Raw genomic sequence first — 16,183 nt, 5'->3', positions numbered from 1 at the left:
GAGAGGTGAACATGAGTGCCATCTTGGAGGTCAAGAATCTGAAAACAAAGTTTAAAACAGACATGGGCACCGTTGCGGTTGTCGATGGTGTAGATTTTTCCATAAAGCCGGGTGAAACGCTAGGTGTGGTTGGGGAATCCGGGTGCGGTAAAAGTGTGACTAGCCTTTCGGTTATGCGGCTTCTGCCGTCCAATGCCAGCAATGAAGGGAGCATAACCTTCCAAGGAAAGGAACTGATCTCCCTTCCGGAGAAGCAGATGCAGCAAGTTCGGGGAAATGATATCGCGATGATCTTCCAGGAACCGATGACTTCTCTCAATCCGTTACATACGGTAGGGAAGCAAATTGAAGAAGCTATTATTCTCCATATGAACATTTCCAAGCAAGAGGCCAAAGAACGAGCCATTAAGATGCTAAAGGCGGTTGGGATGCCCAGAGCGGAAGAGATTTATGGGGAACATCCCCATCAGCTGTCAGGTGGAATGCGCCAGCGGGTGATGATTGCCATGGCGATGGCGTGTGATCCCAAATTGATTATTGCCGATGAACCAACCACGGCCCTTGATGTAACGATTCAGGCGCAAATCTTAGACTTAATGCGAGATTTAAAAGAGAAAACAGGAACTTCTATCATGCTCATTACCCACGATTTAGGGGTTGTCGCCGAAATGTGCGATCGCGTGATCGTCATGTACGCAGGCCAAGTCGTTGAGGAGACTGACGTTGAGACTTTGTTTGAAAATCCGAAGCATCCCTATACGATAGGGCTGATGGATTCGATTCCATCCTATGAGGAAGAGAAGGAATATCTGAATACCATTCCCGGATCGGTTCCGCTTCCGTATGAGATGCCGAAAGGGTGCCGGTTTGCTCCCCGTTGCAGCTTTGCGAAGGAGATCTGTCATCAACAGGCACCAAAGCTGAAGGAAATTGAAAGCCAGCATAAATGCCGCTGTTGGCTTGTTACGGAGGAGGATGCGTCATGAAGCCCATTTTGGAAATCAAAGGGTTAAAAAAACACTTTCCAATCAAAACGGGATTTTTCAATAAAGTAACCGGTGATGTACGAGCCGTCGATGGGGTAGATTTTCAAGTAATGCCAGGTGAGACCTTAGGGATTGTCGGGGAATCGGGCTGTGGAAAATCGACAACCGGAAGGACGATTCTGCGGTTATTGGATCCTTCTGCTGGGGAAGTGTTGTTCAATGGCAAGGATCTGGCGAAACTGTCCAAGGAAGAAATGCGCCAGATGCGCAAGGATATTCAAATGGTCTTTCAGGATCCCTATGCGTCTCTCAATCCACGTAAAACGATTAGGCAGATTTTGCTTGAGCCGCTGAAAGTGCATGGGATTGGTTCATCCCGCGGAGAACGGATGAAAAGAGTAGAGGAAATTATCGAAGTGGTAGGGCTTCGGAAAGAGCATTTAGATCGTCATCCACATGATTTTTCGGGTGGCCAGCGCCAGCGGATTGGGATTGCACGCGCCCTCATCCTTAACCCGCAGGTGATTATTGCGGATGAACCGGTTTCTGCTCTTGATGTTTCCATCCAATCGCAAGTCTTAAATCTATTAAAAGATTTGAAGAAGGAGTTTAATCTTACGCTCATCTTCATTTCTCACGATCTATCCGTGGTCAGGCACTTATGTGATCGGATTGCCGTGATGTATTTGGGGCGTGTGGTGGAGATTGCCGATAAAAAGCAGCTTTTCACCAACCCAAGCCATCCCTATACGAGAGCTTTATTATCGGCAGTGCCGATTGCCAATCCGAAAGCGAAGCGGGAGCGGGTCATCCTTAAAGGGGATTTGCCAAGTCCGGCTAATCCGCCGTCAGGATGCACCTTCCATCCTCGTTGTCCGGTCGCGAATGAAAGCTGTAAAACGAACATTCCCATTCTCCGAGACATGGATAGCGGACATCAGGTTTCCTGTCATCTCTTTACGGAGGGGAAGTTAAAAGAAACCAAAGAAGAAATGATAGGTTAAATCAAAATGCTAGAGACTGGGGAGGTAACAAAACATGAATTTTGATGCCATGCATCATCCTTATACAGCACAACGAAATGTAGTATATGCCAAGAATGGAATGGTCGCTACGTCTCAGCCTTTAGCTGCACAAGCAGGGTTAGATATTTTGAAAAAAGGCGGCAATGCGATTGATGCAGCCATTGCAACAGCTGCTTGTTTGACAGTAGTAGAGCCTACCTCGAACGGAATTGGGGGGGACGCTTTTGCGCTTGTTTGGACAAAAGGACAATTACACGGACTAAATTCAAGTGGTCCAGCACCAATGAATATCTCCATCGAGAAGGTAAAAGAAGATGGACACGAAAAGATGCCAAAGTACGGCTGGGTGCCGGTTACGGTCCCAGGTGCTCCGGCAGCTTGGGTAGAATTATCAAAACGTTTTGGCCGCCTGCCGCTGCTAGAAGTGATGAAGCCAGCCATTGACTATGCGGTAAACGGCTTTCCTGTTTCTCCTACTCTCGGCCGCTTTTGGAAAAGGGCATTCGAACAATACAAACAAAATTGTACAGGGGCCGAATTCGAAGCTTGGTTTGAAACCTTTGCACCAAAGGGACGAGCACCTGAAGTCGGAGAAATGTGGTCGTCTCTTGACCACGCTGACACACTAGAACAAATCGCAAGAACAAGCGGAGAAAGTTTTTACAAAGGGGCTATTGCAGAAAAAATCGCCGCAGCTTCTGAAGTTCACGGAGGCTATTTAACCAAAGATGATTTGGCAGCCTTTCAACCTGAGTGGGTTGATCCGATTAAGGTAAACTATCGCGGCTATGATGTTTGGGAAATCCCGCCAAACGGGCAAGGTATCGTTGCTCTTATGGCCCTAAACATCCTAAAAGGATTTGATTTCACAGCAAAAGAAGTAACAGACACATACCACAAACAAATCGAAGCAATGAAGCTGGCTTTTACTTGCGGCAAGCAATACATTACAGACCCTAAGCATATGGGTGTAACGGCAGAAGAGCTATTAAGTACTTCGTATGGCCAGCAGCGTCAAGCGCTGATTGGAAATGAAGCAGGCACGCCAGCTCCAGGTGTACCGCCGCGCGGAGGAACCGTGTACCTGGCAACAGCTGACGGTGAGGGCAACATGGTATCGTTTATCCAAAGTAATTACATGGGCTTTGGTTCTGGGATTGTCGTACCAAGAACAGGAATTGCCATGCAAAACCGAGGACATGATTTCAGTCTTGACCCTACACACTACAACTGCCTTAAAGGTGGTAAGAAAACGTACCATACGATCATTCCAGGATTTTTAACGAAGGATGATCAAGCTGTTGGACCATTCGGTGTCATGGGTGGATACATGCAGCCGCAAGGGCATGTTCAAGTCATTATGAATACGATCGATTTTCACTTACATCCTCAAGCAGCTTTAGATGCCCCAAGATGGCAATGGAAGAATGATAAAACAGTAGAAGTAGAAAAATCATTCCCATTCCACATTGCAGAAGAATTAGTACGAAAAGGACATGACATTAAAGTTATGGTAGACTCAGGTTCATTTGGCCGCGGTCAAATTATATGGCGAAATCCTGAAACAGGTGTACTGATGGGTGGCACAGAATCAAGGACAGATGGGGCCATTGCCAGTTGGTAATCCACAGTAAAGGATTGATTCTATGAAACAACGAGACATTTTTATCGCATTTTTTCGCAGCAGCATGTTTGGATATGGAGGGGGACCTACGACGATTCCTCTCGTTCAAAAAGAGGTAGTAGAACGGTTTAAATGGATGAACAATGAGGAATTTGGCGATGTGTTAGCCATAGCAAATACATTGCCCGGTCCTATCGCAACAAAGATGGCTGGCTATATCGGATTTCGCATTGGTGGCGTACTTGGAATGATAAACGCCATCTTTGCCACCATTTTACCTACTATCATATTAATGATTATATTACTTAGTACATTAGTTGAGTTCAAAGATTTGAAATGGGTTCAAGGCATGACAAAGGCACTTGTACCGGTAGTAGCAGTGATGCTTGGAGTCTTAACTTGGGAATTCGTACAGAGTTCGATTAAAGGATTCAAGTGGTTTTTTACCACCTTGCACATTATTGTCGCCTTAGTCCTAATCGAATTCTTCGGTATTCATCCCGGCTTTGTCATCGGAGCTCTTTTAGTTTTTGCTGTCGTAAAACCTACTAATACATCTGTGAAAAGGAGCAAGCAGAAGGGATTATCCATATGATGATTTATTTGCATATCTTTTGGGCCTTTTTCCTTACGAATATTTTAGGGTATGGCGGAGGCCCAGCAACCATCCCTCTTATTCAAAAAGAAGTGGTAGAGCACTATCATTGGTTAACTACACAAGAATTTAATGAAGCTTTAGCCATGGGAAATGCCTTGCCTGGACCGATTGCCACCAAGATGGCTGGCTACATTGGGTTTCAAGTAAGCGGCTATTTTGGCTCATTGCTGGCCGTATTTGCAACGGTGACTCCGTCGCTAATTCTCATGCTTACTCTAATGGGTCTTCTTTATAAGTTTAGGAAGTCTCCGCAAGTCAAACGGATGACGCTTTATGTCAAACCGACCATTGCAGTGCTTCTAGGAGTGATGACCTTTCAATCATTCTATGAATCTTACTTCCAAATCGGAATAGGGCACATTCTATTCTTAGGAATAGGCAGTTATTTACTATTGGAAAAAGTGAAAGTACACCCCGGATTGATAGTATTTGCTTCACTCATATACGGGGCGATCAATTTGTAAGACCAGGGGGACAGTTCCTCTGGTTTTTTGTTTGTTGTTTGAAGAAAGACCAGGGGGCGGTTCTTGTGGTAGGAACTAACATTCTTCTTTGACCATGAGAACCTTCCCTTTGTTTTTAATTATTATGAGAATTGAAATGCTGCTGTTAAGTCATAATAATCTGTTTGAAATAATTACATCCTCTTTTTGTTCTATAATATGTTCGAGGGTTGCAATAGGTAATGAGAACATGTCCTCAACCCTAAAAACGCAAAGATCATGTGATCTTTAAGTCTCTTTCTAAGAATTATCTAACATGTTAAAACGGTATTAAACTTATCCCTTAAAATAGCTGCAAGCACATAAAAATCATAAAGATTCATAATACTTATATCTATACCCAAAGCTTTTATCCAATTGGACAAAGGATAGTAGATAATACGATGGATCGGGGGTGTGAACAATAGCGACCCTTCATTTAATGGTTGGTCTGCCGTGCAGTGGAAAAACCACCATATCACGGAAACTCGAAAAACAATATTCTGCACTAAGACTAACTCCTGATGAATGGCATATTCGCTTATTTGGACATGATATGGAGAATAAAGACCACGATGCTAGACACGACTTAGTAGAAAGTCTCCTTTGGGATGTGGCAACTAGAGTGTTAGTTCTTGGTGTTGATGTTATTTTAGACTTTGGATTTTGGGGTCGTAGCGAGCGAGATGATTTTCGCTCAAGAGCAGCAGAATTAGGGGTGGGCTTTAAGATCCATTTTTTAGATGTATCTGAAGAGGTTTTGTTAGAACGTTTGACAGGAAGGAATGCTAACCTTCCACCAGGTACCTTTCGGTTATCAGAGAAAGACCTTAAAGAGTACATGCTCCTTTTTGAGCCTCCAGCTCAGGAAGAGCTTGAAACATAAGTTCTTTCTGCTAAAGTAAAGAGTGCGTTTCAACAAAAAGTTGAGAAGTTTTTTTACAAACAGTGCAGTTTAGCAGAAAACAACAAATCGGCCACCGCTTTCGTTTGGAGAGGGGGGCGGGCGATTTTTGTCAAAAATTATTATTTGAATGCTGAAAATGAGAGTTAAAAAGAGATCGTGCAAATTAGAAAGGCTGAAATCAATAAAGGTGAGGTTTATGAATGATTTTTACCTATGCTATTACACAAGATAACCAGTTGATAAAAGATGTAAAGAAGGAAGAATTAAGGTCAGATCGATTCAAATTTTATTGGGTGGATTTTGAGGAACCAACTAATGAGGAAACAAAGTTGTTAAGTGAATTTTTCCACTTTCATCCCTTGGCGATTGATGATTGCCTGCATTTTATCCAGCGCCCCAATATGAATTATTATGATGGCGTCCTTTTCTTTATTTTACATTCATTAAGTAAAACAATAAGGTGCGAGGAGATAGATGTTTTTGTAGGAGAAAACTACGTCGTGTCTTTTCATAAGGAGAAGGATGAGGCGATAGACATGGTTAAGCAAAAATTATTTGCAAGTAAAGAAATGGAAAAAGTGGGACCGTTATATGTTCTTCATAGCATTATTGATGAATTAGTAGATTGCTATTTTCCAATTTTGCATCAAATTGAGGATAAACTTAATGAATATGAAGAGAAAGAAGCAAGCAGCAAAAAAATCATCGAAGAGGTTTATGAGATTCGCAGAGATCTGATTCGTTTGCGGAAAACGATCATTCCGATGAGAGATTTGTTATACCGGATGATAAACTCGAAGCGAATTCAGGACACAAAGCAAATTCACCATTATTTTTCCGATATATATGATCACATGCTGAAGTTAACGGATATGATTTCTAATAATCAAGACGTTACTTCTGATATGAGGGAGAATTACATGTCCATTCAATCCAATCGAATGAACTCCATTATGATGACCCTTACCGTTATAACAACCATTTTTATGCCACTTACATTTATTGTGGGAGTGTACGGAATGAATTTTGATCATATGCCAGAGTTACATTGGAAATACGGCTATTTTTTCACTCTAGGGGTTATGGCGATAATAGTAACTGTAATGATTTTATGGTTTTACAAAAAAGGCTGGTTATTTAAAAAGTAACCAACGACCAATGAAGATTGTTTATGAAGTTGTTAAAAAATATATTTCTACGATGCAAAGAAAATAATCTAGTAAAACTAAACAAACACCCTTGTCAAAGAAGTAGACAAGGGTGTTTGCTTTAAGTGGAAATTAGGTTATTTATTTTTTGGCTGGAACTTTAATTTATTCTTCCCTTTTACCAAATGCCGTTCCAATTTATAGGATTCACCATTTCCTTTGGCAAATGTGGCGTATTCAACAACTGGTTGAAGGGCTAGATTATCTACCAATAACGCTTCACTGCTGTTGGATTTTAGCGTAAGAGTAACCTTATGCTTGTTTGTATCGAGGCTGATTGGCTTAGTTAATTTTACGTGCGTTAAATAATCAGAGTCTGGAGAGTCGGATACTGGGATTGAACGGATCAGTCGATCATCCAAGCGAACTTCCAAATTCATTGCTTCTTGAGAATGTTTTCGCTCTAGAGCTGCGTACAGTAGGTATTCGCCTTTTTTCTTAGGTTCAACTTCTAATTTGATACTATCATTCTTAGATAGTTTAACTACTTTTCCGCTGTAAAGTGCATCACCTGTCCATGGACTAGCGGGAGTGATGATTTCCGGCGTCCCTTCTTGTGCCGTGAAACCTTCAGCTTCATAAACTTCTGTCGTGTGCCTTTCGGTTGTTTTCACATGAAGCATACTCTTCGCTTGTGGAATCACTTGCACAGCCTGGATAGCTAGTAATGCTTCAATCGTTGATTCTGCACCGGAGTTCCTGTTCATTTTTCCAGTCACGCCGTTTAATCCGTCGTAACCTCTTCCAGTTTTTGAATCGTACATCACAAAGTTTGCATCATTGTTACCAGTGAACCAGGAAGCTGTGATACCAGCATACTGGGCATATTTTTTCTGATGGGATGCTTTATACAATTCTGTAAACGTCTGAGTAAGCATATTGACTCCATAAGCAATTTGTTCATCTTTAGCTGCGGTAGGTGCCATTTCTTTGATCATTCCAGACACAAGGAGATGACTAAACCATTGATCCGCTTCTTGTTTAGCAGAATCAATCCATTGTTTTTTCTTCAATACGGCTCCGGCTTTAGCAAGAGCGAAAGATTGGCCGCTGCCCCATGCATGCCAGAGAGTAGGGGAGCCTTCCCAATCTAAATGAGCGCCAAAAGGATACTGATCGGCTGAACCGAATTGATATTCTTCGAGTCCACGTCCGACTTTAAGCATGGAATCCTTGATTACGGGAAGGGGCTTGACGCTATAATATTCTGCTAAACCTAGTAAACTGTTGGACATAGCATCAAATCCACCGATCCAGGCAGGGATTTTGTAGCCATGAATCACAAGGTATTCACCATACTTCGTGTTCACTTTGCGCTGTAGGGCATCATTGGCTAGTAAAAAGCTTTTCTCCAATTCTTTTGCATAAGCAGGGTCTGCTTTCGAGAATACTTTATATCCATGGCCGAGCGCCCACATACCTCGAGCTGCCCACCAGTCAAAAGACTTTTTGCTAGTAGGGCCATCGGTATTGATGGAAAAATCACGATTAATAAAGTTATAAAATTCACCGTCTGCAGCTTGCATATGCATGACAAAGTTTAATGCTTTTTTTGCTTTGTCCAGCGATTCCTTATTGCCAGTTTGTTCATAATGATTTAAATAAACTATCGCTGCCCGGGCAACATCGTCAACGCAGGCAATTCCTTCTCCAGATGCATCCACCCAGTTGTAATCGGGAAATTCCGAATAAATATGGGTTATTAACATCTCCTTACCGTCGATGGTGACTTCTTCATTCAAAAAATCAAGGTGATTAAGATTAACCTCAACCTTTTCGGTTTCCATGGCTTTAGCTCCTGTTGGAACAGCCAAGCTAAATACAAGAAGTAAAGCTAGAATCATTTGAAATAATTTCATAATATCCTCCTTTATGATAATCTTCTGTAAGCGCTATCAAGATGTGGCTTTATTTTATCATCTGTCACGTGATTTTTCAATTTACTTTATCGTTTTGTCAATTAAATGAGTCGAAAGTAATGTTAATAATTCGCATGATTATTAATGCTATTAAGGAATATTAATAAAAACAACTCTACTTGACAATTACTTGACAAAATTTGTACTATATAAAAAAGCGTAACAAAATGGGAGGTTTACAATGAGGAAACCCACGATGCAACGAATTGCTGATCAGCTTGGAATTTCGAAGAACTCTGTGTCTCTGGCATTAACGGGACGGGCAGGTGTAAGTGAAGAATTACGGGAGAAGGTGTTGGACACAGCACTGGAAATTGGGTATCCGCTGGAAAAACTGAAAACGAAAACCTCTATGAAATCTGCTCACATGATCGGATTAATTGCTAGAGAGGAAATATTTGCTGAGAACACCTTTTTTGGTGTGATTAATTTACATATTGAAAAGGAAATCAAAAGCAGAGAAGGTCATTTATTGCTTCATGCAGTAGATAAGGAAAGTGAAGAAAACTTGTTATTGCCTTCCTTTGTAACTGAAAAAAAGGTAGATGGACTCCTGGTACTATCACATCTTCGAAAGGAGTTCATTCAAGCGATTATTCAATCGGGTATACCAGTTGTTTTGGTCGATCACCATGATCCTAATCTGAATGTGGATTCTGTTTTGACGGATAACAGAAAGGGAGCTTATCTAGCCACTAAACAATTGATAACTAAAGGAGCGAGATCGGTTGGCTTTATCGGAGAAATAGCAAAGTCACCGAGCTATCGTGAAAGGTTTGAAGGATTTCTTGATGCGATGGAGGAAGAGGGGCTTTTTGTTGAAAGTCAGTGGATAAACCACCATGTAAATGAGCAGGAGTCTTTGGTGAATGCCTATATCCAGTCATTACACTTGTTGCCAGACGCCTGGTTTTGCGCAAATGACCACATTGGTTTTTTAATTACTCGAAGCTTGGATAAACTTGGGGTTCGCGTACCTGAGCAATGTTCTGTCTGTGGGTTTGACGATTCTATTTATGCAACACTGTCTTTACCTCAGCTTTCGACGATTGCGATAAACAAAGAGCATTTTGCAAATCGCTCGGTGGTACAGCTCTACCGACGAATCGAAAATATGGAAAAACCGTTTGAGAAGATATTGCTTACTACCGAATTGGTTGAAAGGAACACGACTAAACTATAAAACGGATAGTGAAAAATGGATAATGGAATGGGGGGACTTTAAACTTCATTTTTTAGATGTGCCTGGTAACGGAATTTATGGGGATTCACGGTGATCTTGTCTGATTGCCGCGAATCCCCATTTTTGCCTTTTATAAAAAGCAACAACTTTTCAGTAAAGTAACTTCAAATCATAGGCCTTTCTTGTAATCGGCGAGAACTTCATCAATTAGGCGGCGGGCGACACTAGCGAAAACAGGGTTGCTGCTTTGGTAATAAGGAAGGGCAATCAGTCCTACTGACAATGCCCAGCCACGCCCGCGTGCCCAGGTTGCGTCGTCAACTGATTGAGCTACTCGCAACATTTCTCGGTTTTCGACGGAAAGCAAATTCCACGCGAACATCCAGTCTGTTGCGGGATCTCCCACGCCAAGGCCCCCGAAGTCGATGACTGCACTGAGTCGCCCTTGTTCGACAAGCAGGTTCCCGGGAAGGAGATCTCCGTGGATCCAGACGGGCGGACCGTCCCACACGGGTGCCTGGAGTGCTGCCTCCCACGCCAGGGTTGCCGCATCGGTATCAATTGTGTTGTGCAGATTTGCAATTGCTTCGCGGACGCCGGCATCTCGCATGGCAAGTGGCAGGCCGCGTCCGAAGTTGTGATCCCCTGGGGGCGGACCGCCGGCGGGATTGATCCGCTGCAGGGCGGTTACAAAATGAGCCAGCTCGGTCGCCGCTTGGTATGGATTGTCAATGTGCCCCATAATTGCGTTCTCACCCTTGATCCATCGATACACGGACCAGCGCCAAGGGTAACCCTCGGCGGGCAATCCAAACGCGAGAGGTTCAGGGATGGTAAGTGGTAAGTGCGAGGCAAGGAACGGCAGCCACTGCTGCTCCTTCTTTACCTGATTGATGGCCCAATCGCCAAGGGGTAATCGCACGAACATATCTTCACCGAGACGATAGATGGCATTTTCCGTCCCGGAGGAGTGGAACGGCTCAAGGGCAAGGTCTGTCCATTCCGGAAATTGCCCGGAAATCAACCGTTTCACGAGAGATAGGTTGATTTCTGGTGCGTGATTTGAATTGGTCATGAAGAAACCTCCTAGTGAATGCGGCTCTAAAAAACATATATAAAGCATATTTTTATCAGAAAGTGGCGTAAAACGTTTATTTAGAAATATCTAAATCAAAATGAGAAGAATTCATAATATCCTTTAAAACTTCAGCCGGATTTTTATGAGTGGTGTCGTAAAGATGTTTCGTATTTGCTGGTGAATTCTCAAGTTGATTTAGCAAAAATATGGAGCGGTCAATTAAAAATTGATCTCCACGCTTATTTAAACGTTCTATTAACTTGTTCTCATCTGCTCGTAAGACAACATACTTAATCTTTAAATTTAGATATGAAAAATGCCTGCAGAACCACTCTAACTCATCTTCCACAACAATATCGATAATCACATTGTAATCATGTTGAATCAATGTTTGCGTTACCGAAAGTATGTTTTTCCACATGATGACAATATTTTCTTCCCAAGGTGGCACAGAGCCTTCCTCAAACATGGAGAGGAAGTCATCTCCTTTAATAAGGGCACTTTTCTTTACGTTTCGTGTTAGTTCTTTTGCAAGAGATGATTTGCCCACTCCGCAAGGTCCAGAAATAATATAAATGGTTTTCAAATGATACACTCCGATGATTATTGTTTTTTCTTAGCTGTAGACTCTCTTATGATTAATTTGGTTGGTAACAGGATTTCCTGGATCGGTTCTTCTTTGTTTTCCATTCTCCAACAAAGTTGTTCGACTGCCTTTTTACCGTAATAATTTAAATCGATATCCATTGTTGTAATCATAGGGGTTGCAATTTGTGACAATTGCCCATTATCAAAGCTGCATACAGAGGCATCTTCGGGTACTTTGAAACCTCTTTGCTGCAAAATGGATGTAACTAGGAAACCTTTACCGTCATTCACACAAAACCATGCTGAAGGCATGTCTTGAAGGCCGTTAAGAAATAAATGGATATCATGCTGATTTTCCTGTGTGTTTGTTAATATAAAATCTTCATTAGGGCTTATCCCGTATCTTTTTAAAGCTAGCAGGTATCCTTCTAATCTTTCTTGATAGCTAGGAGAAATGTCCACATTACCTACAAACGCTATTTCGCGATGCCCTAATTGAATTAAATGTTCTACAGCAGTGTAGGCTCCGAACCGATTATTTGTCAGGATCGAATCAGCCTCTAGGTACGGTTCATGATGATCAATTAATACAGTAGGGATACCAGTATTTATTATCGTAGAAATATAGTCGGTACTGATATGAGATAGGATTAAAATGCCATCAATTTCGTGATTTGTTAATAAGGAAGGCAGCGTTAAATTATTTTTGGCTTCGCTATCAATCGATTCAATAAACAAATTCATCCCGCGAGCTCTAAGCTCTTTTTCAACACTTAAGTAAATTTCACCAAAAAAGCTTTTAAGTGAAAAAGCATAATCAGAAGCAATTAGAGCGATGTTTTTTAGTGTCTTTTTTTCAACTTGCTTTTGATTCCTACTATTAGAATAGGAATAACCTAATTCATCGGCAGTATTTTGTACAAGCCTTCGGGTATCTTCACTAACTCCCGGCTTTCCAGATAATGCTTGGGAAACCGAGTTTTTCGAGATATTTAACCGATCCGCTATATCCTGCATGGTCACTTTTTTTTCCATTTCTTTGTTCTCCCTTAATCTATATCTTAATAATAAAGTGTCACTGTTTGTAATTATATTGTAACGTTACAAGCGAACAATTACAAGAGTGGTGTAGATGACGAATATGGTGATTGATGTACTTTCGACTTTAGAATTCTAGTAATTAATGATTGACATCATGAAAGTAAGGTGTAATAATTACATTTGTAAGGCAGATAATAACGTTATTAAATAATTATTTATAATTTTGTAATTCTATCATTGCTGTTGAGAAATGAGGGATTTCGGTTAAATAGTCTATTTTTGACTGTGATTACAACTATTATACTTTTTTTTAAAGCTCGATGATAGCGCTGTCAAATTAGGTAAATGCATCATGGGATAAAAGTAAAAAAATAAGTGTGATTTACATGTTGTTTAGGGAATTACTATTTTTATAGCAAGTGTTTGGATTAGATATTAAACAATGGAGGAATATAAGATGAAAATGAAAAAAGTGGCATCGATCTTATTTGCGGCTTCACTCACTGTTTCTGGTCTTGCTGCCTGTTCTACAGGTAACAACAAAGAGCAAGAAACAGGAAAAAAGGATGGAGTAACAACAATTGAATTCTGGGCTGCTCCAAACCCAACACAGCAAGTATATTGGAAGGAAGTCGCAGCAGAGTTTACAAAGGAAAATCCTAAGATCAAAGTTAATGTAAGTCCTATGAAGGAAAGCCCAACATCTGAAGCGAGTATCCAATCTGCGATTGCTGGTAAAAGTGCACCTACCATGTCTGAAAATATTAACCGTGGGTTTGCCGCTCAATTATCTGATAGTAAAGCACTTGTGCCATTAGATGAATTAGATGGATGGGATGAAGTAAAGAAAAACCGTCACATGGAAAATACGATGAAGGGCTGGGAATTTGCTGACGGCCACCAATACGTATTACCAATTTACTCAAATGCGATGTTATTTGGCTGGAGATTAGACATCTTAAAAGAGCTTGGCTACAACGAGCCGCCAAAAACCTATAGCGAAATGCTAGATGTAGCGAAGAAATTAAAAGCGAAATATCCTGATAAATACTTATGGGCAAAAGCAGACCTTGCCGACCCAACAGCTTGGAAAAGATGGTTCGACTTCTTCATGTTGTATGATGCTGCATCAAACGGTAACAAGTTTGTTGAAGGAACGAAATTCACTGCTGATAAAAAAGCTGGCGAACAGGTACTTGGCTTAATGGATGATCTTCGTAAAGCAGATGCCTTATTAACAAGACAGTCAAAAGATCCGTTTGAAAGTGGGTTAGGAATCTTCGTCGATGTTGGTCCTTGGACTATTCCATACTGGGCAGAAAAATTCCCGGATTTGAAATTCAACGAAACGTATACTTTAGCAGCACCACCTGTTCCAGATGGTATGGATACTACTAATGTTAAAACGTTTGCTGATACAAAAGGTCTAGTTGTTTACGCTTCTGCAACAAAAGATGAACAAAAAGCAGCAATGGAATTTATTAAGTGGGTTTATTCAAAACCTGAAAATGATGTGAAATGGCTTGAAAAGACAAGCTTACCACCTGCTCGTGATGATTTAACATCAAACGATGCGTTTAAAGCGTTCTTTGACAAAAACCCAGCATTACAACCATATGCAGCTGCCGTTCCAAATGGTATCCCTCCAATGGATAACGCGAAATACAATGATATTCAAACATTAATTGGTCAACATGCTTTCAATCCAGTGGTAAAAGGTGAGAAAGATCCGAAAACTGCCTGGAAGGACATGCAAGAAGCAATTGAGGGGGCTCTGAAATAATGAGCACAAAGCAAGGAAGGATGGGCTGGCTATTTGCCAGTCCTTATCTTATATATGCGGTCGTTTTCTTTCTGATTCCACTAGTGTGGTCACTGTTTTTATCGGTAACCGATTGGAATTTAATTGCTCCAACTTTTACTTTCGTTGGATTTGAAAATTACATGCAGGCTTTCAAAAGCCCAGGTGTGCAGAGTGCATTTTTTGTATCCTTTAAATTTATGGCCCTATTTGTTCCATTAGTAGTGGCATCTTCGATTATCGTTGCACTAATCGTTCAAGGACTACCTAAATTTAAAGGATTGTTTTTAATTGGTTTTTTCCTCCCTTATTTAGCATCAGGGGTTGTATCGTCATTTATCGTTAAAGGAATTTTATCTTACAACAGTCCGTTGAATGAATTCTTGCGAGGGTCATTTGGATTAGATATTAACTGGCTTGGAACACCTTTTGCTGCACTCTTTGTAGTTGCGATGATTATCGCTTGGAAATTCACTGGCTACTATGCGCTGATTTTAACGTCAGGGTTTGAGAGTATTGATAAGGAAGTGTATGAAGCAGCTAGTATTGATGGGGTAACAGGCTGGCAGCGTTTTTGGAAGATCACCTTTCCGCTTCTGTACCCGGCTTTGTTTACAGTATTAATCCTATCGATTGGTGTTACGTTTGGTATTTTCACAGAGGTGTATCAATTAACAGGTGGAGGACCAAATTTTGCAACCAATACATGGCAAATGGAGATTTTTACAAGAGCGTTCACGAATCTTCAAGCGGGTTATGCTTCAGCGATTGCCATTATTGCGTCTGTAGTAACGTTTATTTCAATATTTATCATTCGAAAACTCTTAGAAATGTGGGGGAAACGAAATGGGTGGAGCTAAGAAAAACGGATTATTGTTTCGTTACCTAATTGCCGTTGTTCTCTTACTGATTATGATCTTTCCGTATATTTATATGGTGTTAAATTCTTTTGCTGTTTGGGATCAAGTAGATAAGAAGCTAATTCCAACAGAGTACAGCTTGAAATCGTATCAATGGTTGCTTGGTGGAGGCGAAGCGGTCATCCCAAGGCCATGGCTTAATGCGTTTTTTAACAGTTTTATCGTTTCAGGTGCATCCACATTTTTAATGATGGTCACAGGTGTTATGGTTGCGTATGCATTAGCGAAAATGCCTTTTAAAGGAAGAGACACTGTTAATAACGTTATTTTATTTCAAATGTTTTTCCCGGCGATTATTTTGTTAATCCCTACGTTCCTTGTGATTCAAAGACTCGGCATGTATGACTCTTATTGGGGAATGATTTTACCAAAAGCCCTCAGCTTATGGGCGGTATTTATGTATACGAACTTCTTTAAGGCGATACCAGATACATTTATTGAAGCGGCAAAATTGGATGGGGCGAGTGAATTGCAAATCATGTTTAAAATCGTCCTGCCAATGTCGAAATCGATTACGACCGTTATCTTCTTATTCTTGTTTATGGAAAGATGGACAGAGTTGTTATGGGATATGTTAGTCGCGAAAAGCGATAATATGCTAACGCTGAACGTCCTTTTATCACAAATGTTCGGTCCTTACGGCGGCTATCCAGGTCCTATGTACGCGGCTGCTGTGTTATTAACAATGCCAATCATTATTATCTTCTTACTATTCGCGAAAAAGTTCCAAGAAGGAATGCAATTTACACTTAAGTAATTAATA

At 41.1% G+C, this 16,183-nt stretch carries 15 protein-coding genes; 11 read left to right on the top strand and 4 right to left on the bottom strand.

From position 1 onward, the window contains the following. The first annotated feature begins 11 nt into the window (after positions 1-11). From BR30_RS0105800 to corA, 7 genes are all read left to right on the top strand, one after another. Positions 12-986: an ABC transporter ATP-binding protein gene (locus BR30_RS0105800; RefSeq protein WP_026564193.1), complete on the top strand. Its 975-nt coding sequence runs from the start codon at positions 12-14 to the stop codon at positions 984-986. Beyond that, positions 983-1,990 carry an ABC transporter ATP-binding protein gene (locus BR30_RS0105795; RefSeq protein ID WP_026564192.1) on the top strand — a complete coding sequence of 336 codons (1,008 nt, stop codon included), beginning with the start codon at positions 983-985 and terminating at the stop codon, positions 1,988-1,990. Before BR30_RS0105800 ends, BR30_RS0105795 begins: the two co-directional genes overlap by 4 nt. Positions 1,991-2,024: 34 nt before the next feature. After that, the gene (locus BR30_RS0105790) at positions 2,025-3,635 is read left to right on the top strand and encodes a gamma-glutamyltransferase family protein (protein ID WP_026564191.1); all 1,611 of its coding nucleotides are present in this window, start codon (positions 2,025-2,027) and stop codon (positions 3,633-3,635) included. Positions 3,636-3,657: 22 nt separating this feature from the next. After that, complete coding sequence (locus BR30_RS0105785) at positions 3,658-4,230, top strand: chromate transporter (protein ID WP_026564190.1); 573 nt, start codon at positions 3,658-3,660, stop codon at positions 4,228-4,230. Next, positions 4,230-4,757, top strand: a complete 528-nt coding sequence (locus tag BR30_RS0105780) for a chromate transporter (protein WP_026564189.1) — start codon at positions 4,230-4,232, stop codon at positions 4,755-4,757. Before BR30_RS0105785 ends, BR30_RS0105780 begins: the two co-directional genes overlap by 1 nt. A gap of 460 nt (positions 4,758-5,217) precedes the next feature. Beyond that, on the top strand, positions 5,218-5,661 hold the full coding sequence (locus BR30_RS0105775; RefSeq protein WP_035445089.1) for a P-loop nucleotide/nucleoside kinase family protein: 444 nt from the start codon (positions 5,218-5,220) through the stop codon (positions 5,659-5,661). A gap of 221 nt (positions 5,662-5,882) precedes the next feature. Beyond that, on the top strand, positions 5,883-6,830 hold the full coding sequence (gene corA / locus BR30_RS0105770; RefSeq protein ID WP_026564187.1) for a magnesium/cobalt transporter CorA: 948 nt from the start codon (positions 5,883-5,885) through the stop codon (positions 6,828-6,830). Between the two features lie 137 nt (positions 6,831-6,967). On the opposite strand, the gene BR30_RS35130 is transcribed toward corA, so the two are convergent. Then, entirely contained in the window at positions 6,968-8,749 is a 1,782-nt protein-coding gene (locus tag BR30_RS35130) for a glycoside hydrolase family protein (RefSeq protein ID WP_051633476.1), read from the bottom strand. Positions 8,750-8,990: 241 nt separating this feature from the next. Between BR30_RS35130 and BR30_RS0105760 the strand changes: the two genes are divergently transcribed. Next, positions 8,991-9,992 carry a LacI family DNA-binding transcriptional regulator gene (locus BR30_RS0105760; protein WP_026564186.1) on the top strand — a complete coding sequence of 334 codons (1,002 nt, stop codon included), beginning with the start codon at positions 8,991-8,993 and terminating at the stop codon, positions 9,990-9,992. Between the two features lie 169 nt (positions 9,993-10,161). Here the strand turns inward: BR30_RS0105760 and BR30_RS0105755 are convergent, their stop codons facing one another. The 3 genes from BR30_RS0105755 to BR30_RS0105745 all read right to left on the bottom strand — a co-directional run bounded on the left by BR30_RS0105755 (position 10,162) and on the right by BR30_RS0105745 (position 12,693). Next, a complete protein-coding gene (locus tag BR30_RS0105755; protein ID WP_026564185.1) occupies positions 10,162-11,067 on the bottom strand; it encodes an aminoglycoside phosphotransferase family protein in 906 nt (301 codons plus the stop codon). Between the two features lie 76 nt (positions 11,068-11,143). Then, complete coding sequence (locus BR30_RS0105750; protein ID WP_442852956.1) at positions 11,144-11,665, bottom strand: AAA family ATPase; 522 nt, start codon at positions 11,663-11,665, stop codon at positions 11,144-11,146. Positions 11,666-11,673: 8 nt separating this feature from the next. Beyond that, positions 11,674-12,693, bottom strand: a complete 1,020-nt coding sequence (locus BR30_RS0105745; protein ID WP_026564183.1) for a LacI family DNA-binding transcriptional regulator — start codon at positions 12,691-12,693, stop codon at positions 11,674-11,676. A gap of 469 nt (positions 12,694-13,162) precedes the next feature. Between BR30_RS0105745 and BR30_RS0105740 the strand changes: the two genes are divergently transcribed. Genes BR30_RS0105740 through BR30_RS0105730 form a run of 3 tightly spaced genes read left to right on the top strand, consistent with a single transcriptional unit; the run spans position 13,163 to position 16,177 of the window. Beyond that, positions 13,163-14,482, top strand: coding sequence for an extracellular solute-binding protein (locus tag BR30_RS0105740; protein ID WP_026564182.1), 1,320 nt, complete (start codon positions 13,163-13,165; stop codon positions 14,480-14,482). After that, a complete protein-coding gene (locus BR30_RS0105735) occupies positions 14,482-15,360 on the top strand; it encodes a carbohydrate ABC transporter permease (RefSeq protein WP_026564181.1) in 879 nt (292 codons plus the stop codon). The genes BR30_RS0105740 and BR30_RS0105735 overlap by 1 nt, the downstream gene beginning before the upstream one ends. Beyond that, positions 15,347-16,177 carry a carbohydrate ABC transporter permease gene (locus tag BR30_RS0105730; protein ID WP_026564180.1) on the top strand — a complete coding sequence of 277 codons (831 nt, stop codon included), beginning with the start codon at positions 15,347-15,349 and terminating at the stop codon, positions 16,175-16,177. Before BR30_RS0105735 ends, BR30_RS0105730 begins: the two co-directional genes overlap by 14 nt. Positions 16,178-16,183: the final 6 nt, after the last annotated feature.

Source organism: Bacillus sp. UNC41MFS5 (assembly GCF_000686805.1).
The sequence above is the reverse complement of the archived record's forward strand: the minus strand, read 5'-3'. Positions and strand labels throughout refer to the sequence as shown.

Coding starts and splice junctions, on each gene's coding strand:
- corA (WP_026564187.1), top strand. CDS start 5,883: ATGATTTTTACCTATGCTATTACACAAGATAACCAGTTGATAAAAGAT.
- BR30_RS0105735 (WP_026564181.1), top strand. CDS start 14,482: ATGAGCACAAAGCAAGGAAGGATGGGCTGGCTATTTGCCAGTCCTTAT.
- BR30_RS0105730 (WP_026564180.1), top strand. CDS start 15,347: ATGGGTGGAGCTAAGAAAAACGGATTATTGTTTCGTTACCTAATTGCC.
- BR30_RS35130 (WP_051633476.1), bottom strand. CDS start 8,749: ATGAAATTATTTCAAATGATTCTAGCTTTACTTCTTGTATTTAGCTTG.
- BR30_RS0105760 (WP_026564186.1), top strand. CDS start 8,991: ATGAGGAAACCCACGATGCAACGAATTGCTGATCAGCTTGGAATTTCG.
- BR30_RS0105775 (WP_035445089.1), top strand. CDS start 5,218: ATGGTTGGTCTGCCGTGCAGTGGAAAAACCACCATATCACGGAAACTC.
- BR30_RS0105740 (WP_026564182.1), top strand. CDS start 13,163: ATGAAAAAAGTGGCATCGATCTTATTTGCGGCTTCACTCACTGTTTCT.
- BR30_RS0105755 (WP_026564185.1), bottom strand. CDS start 11,067: ATGACCAATTCAAATCACGCACCAGAAATCAACCTATCTCTCGTGAAA.
- BR30_RS0105745 (WP_026564183.1), bottom strand. CDS start 12,693: ATGGAAAAAAAAGTGACCATGCAGGATATAGCGGATCGGTTAAATATC.
- BR30_RS0105795 (WP_026564192.1), top strand. CDS start 983: ATGAAGCCCATTTTGGAAATCAAAGGGTTAAAAAAACACTTTCCAATC.
- BR30_RS0105780 (WP_026564189.1), top strand. CDS start 4,230: ATGATTTATTTGCATATCTTTTGGGCCTTTTTCCTTACGAATATTTTA.
- BR30_RS0105800 (WP_026564193.1), top strand. CDS start 12: ATGAGTGCCATCTTGGAGGTCAAGAATCTGAAAACAAAGTTTAAAACA.
- BR30_RS0105790 (WP_026564191.1), top strand. CDS start 2,025: ATGAATTTTGATGCCATGCATCATCCTTATACAGCACAACGAAATGTA.
- BR30_RS0105785 (WP_026564190.1), top strand. CDS start 3,658: ATGAAACAACGAGACATTTTTATCGCATTTTTTCGCAGCAGCATGTTT.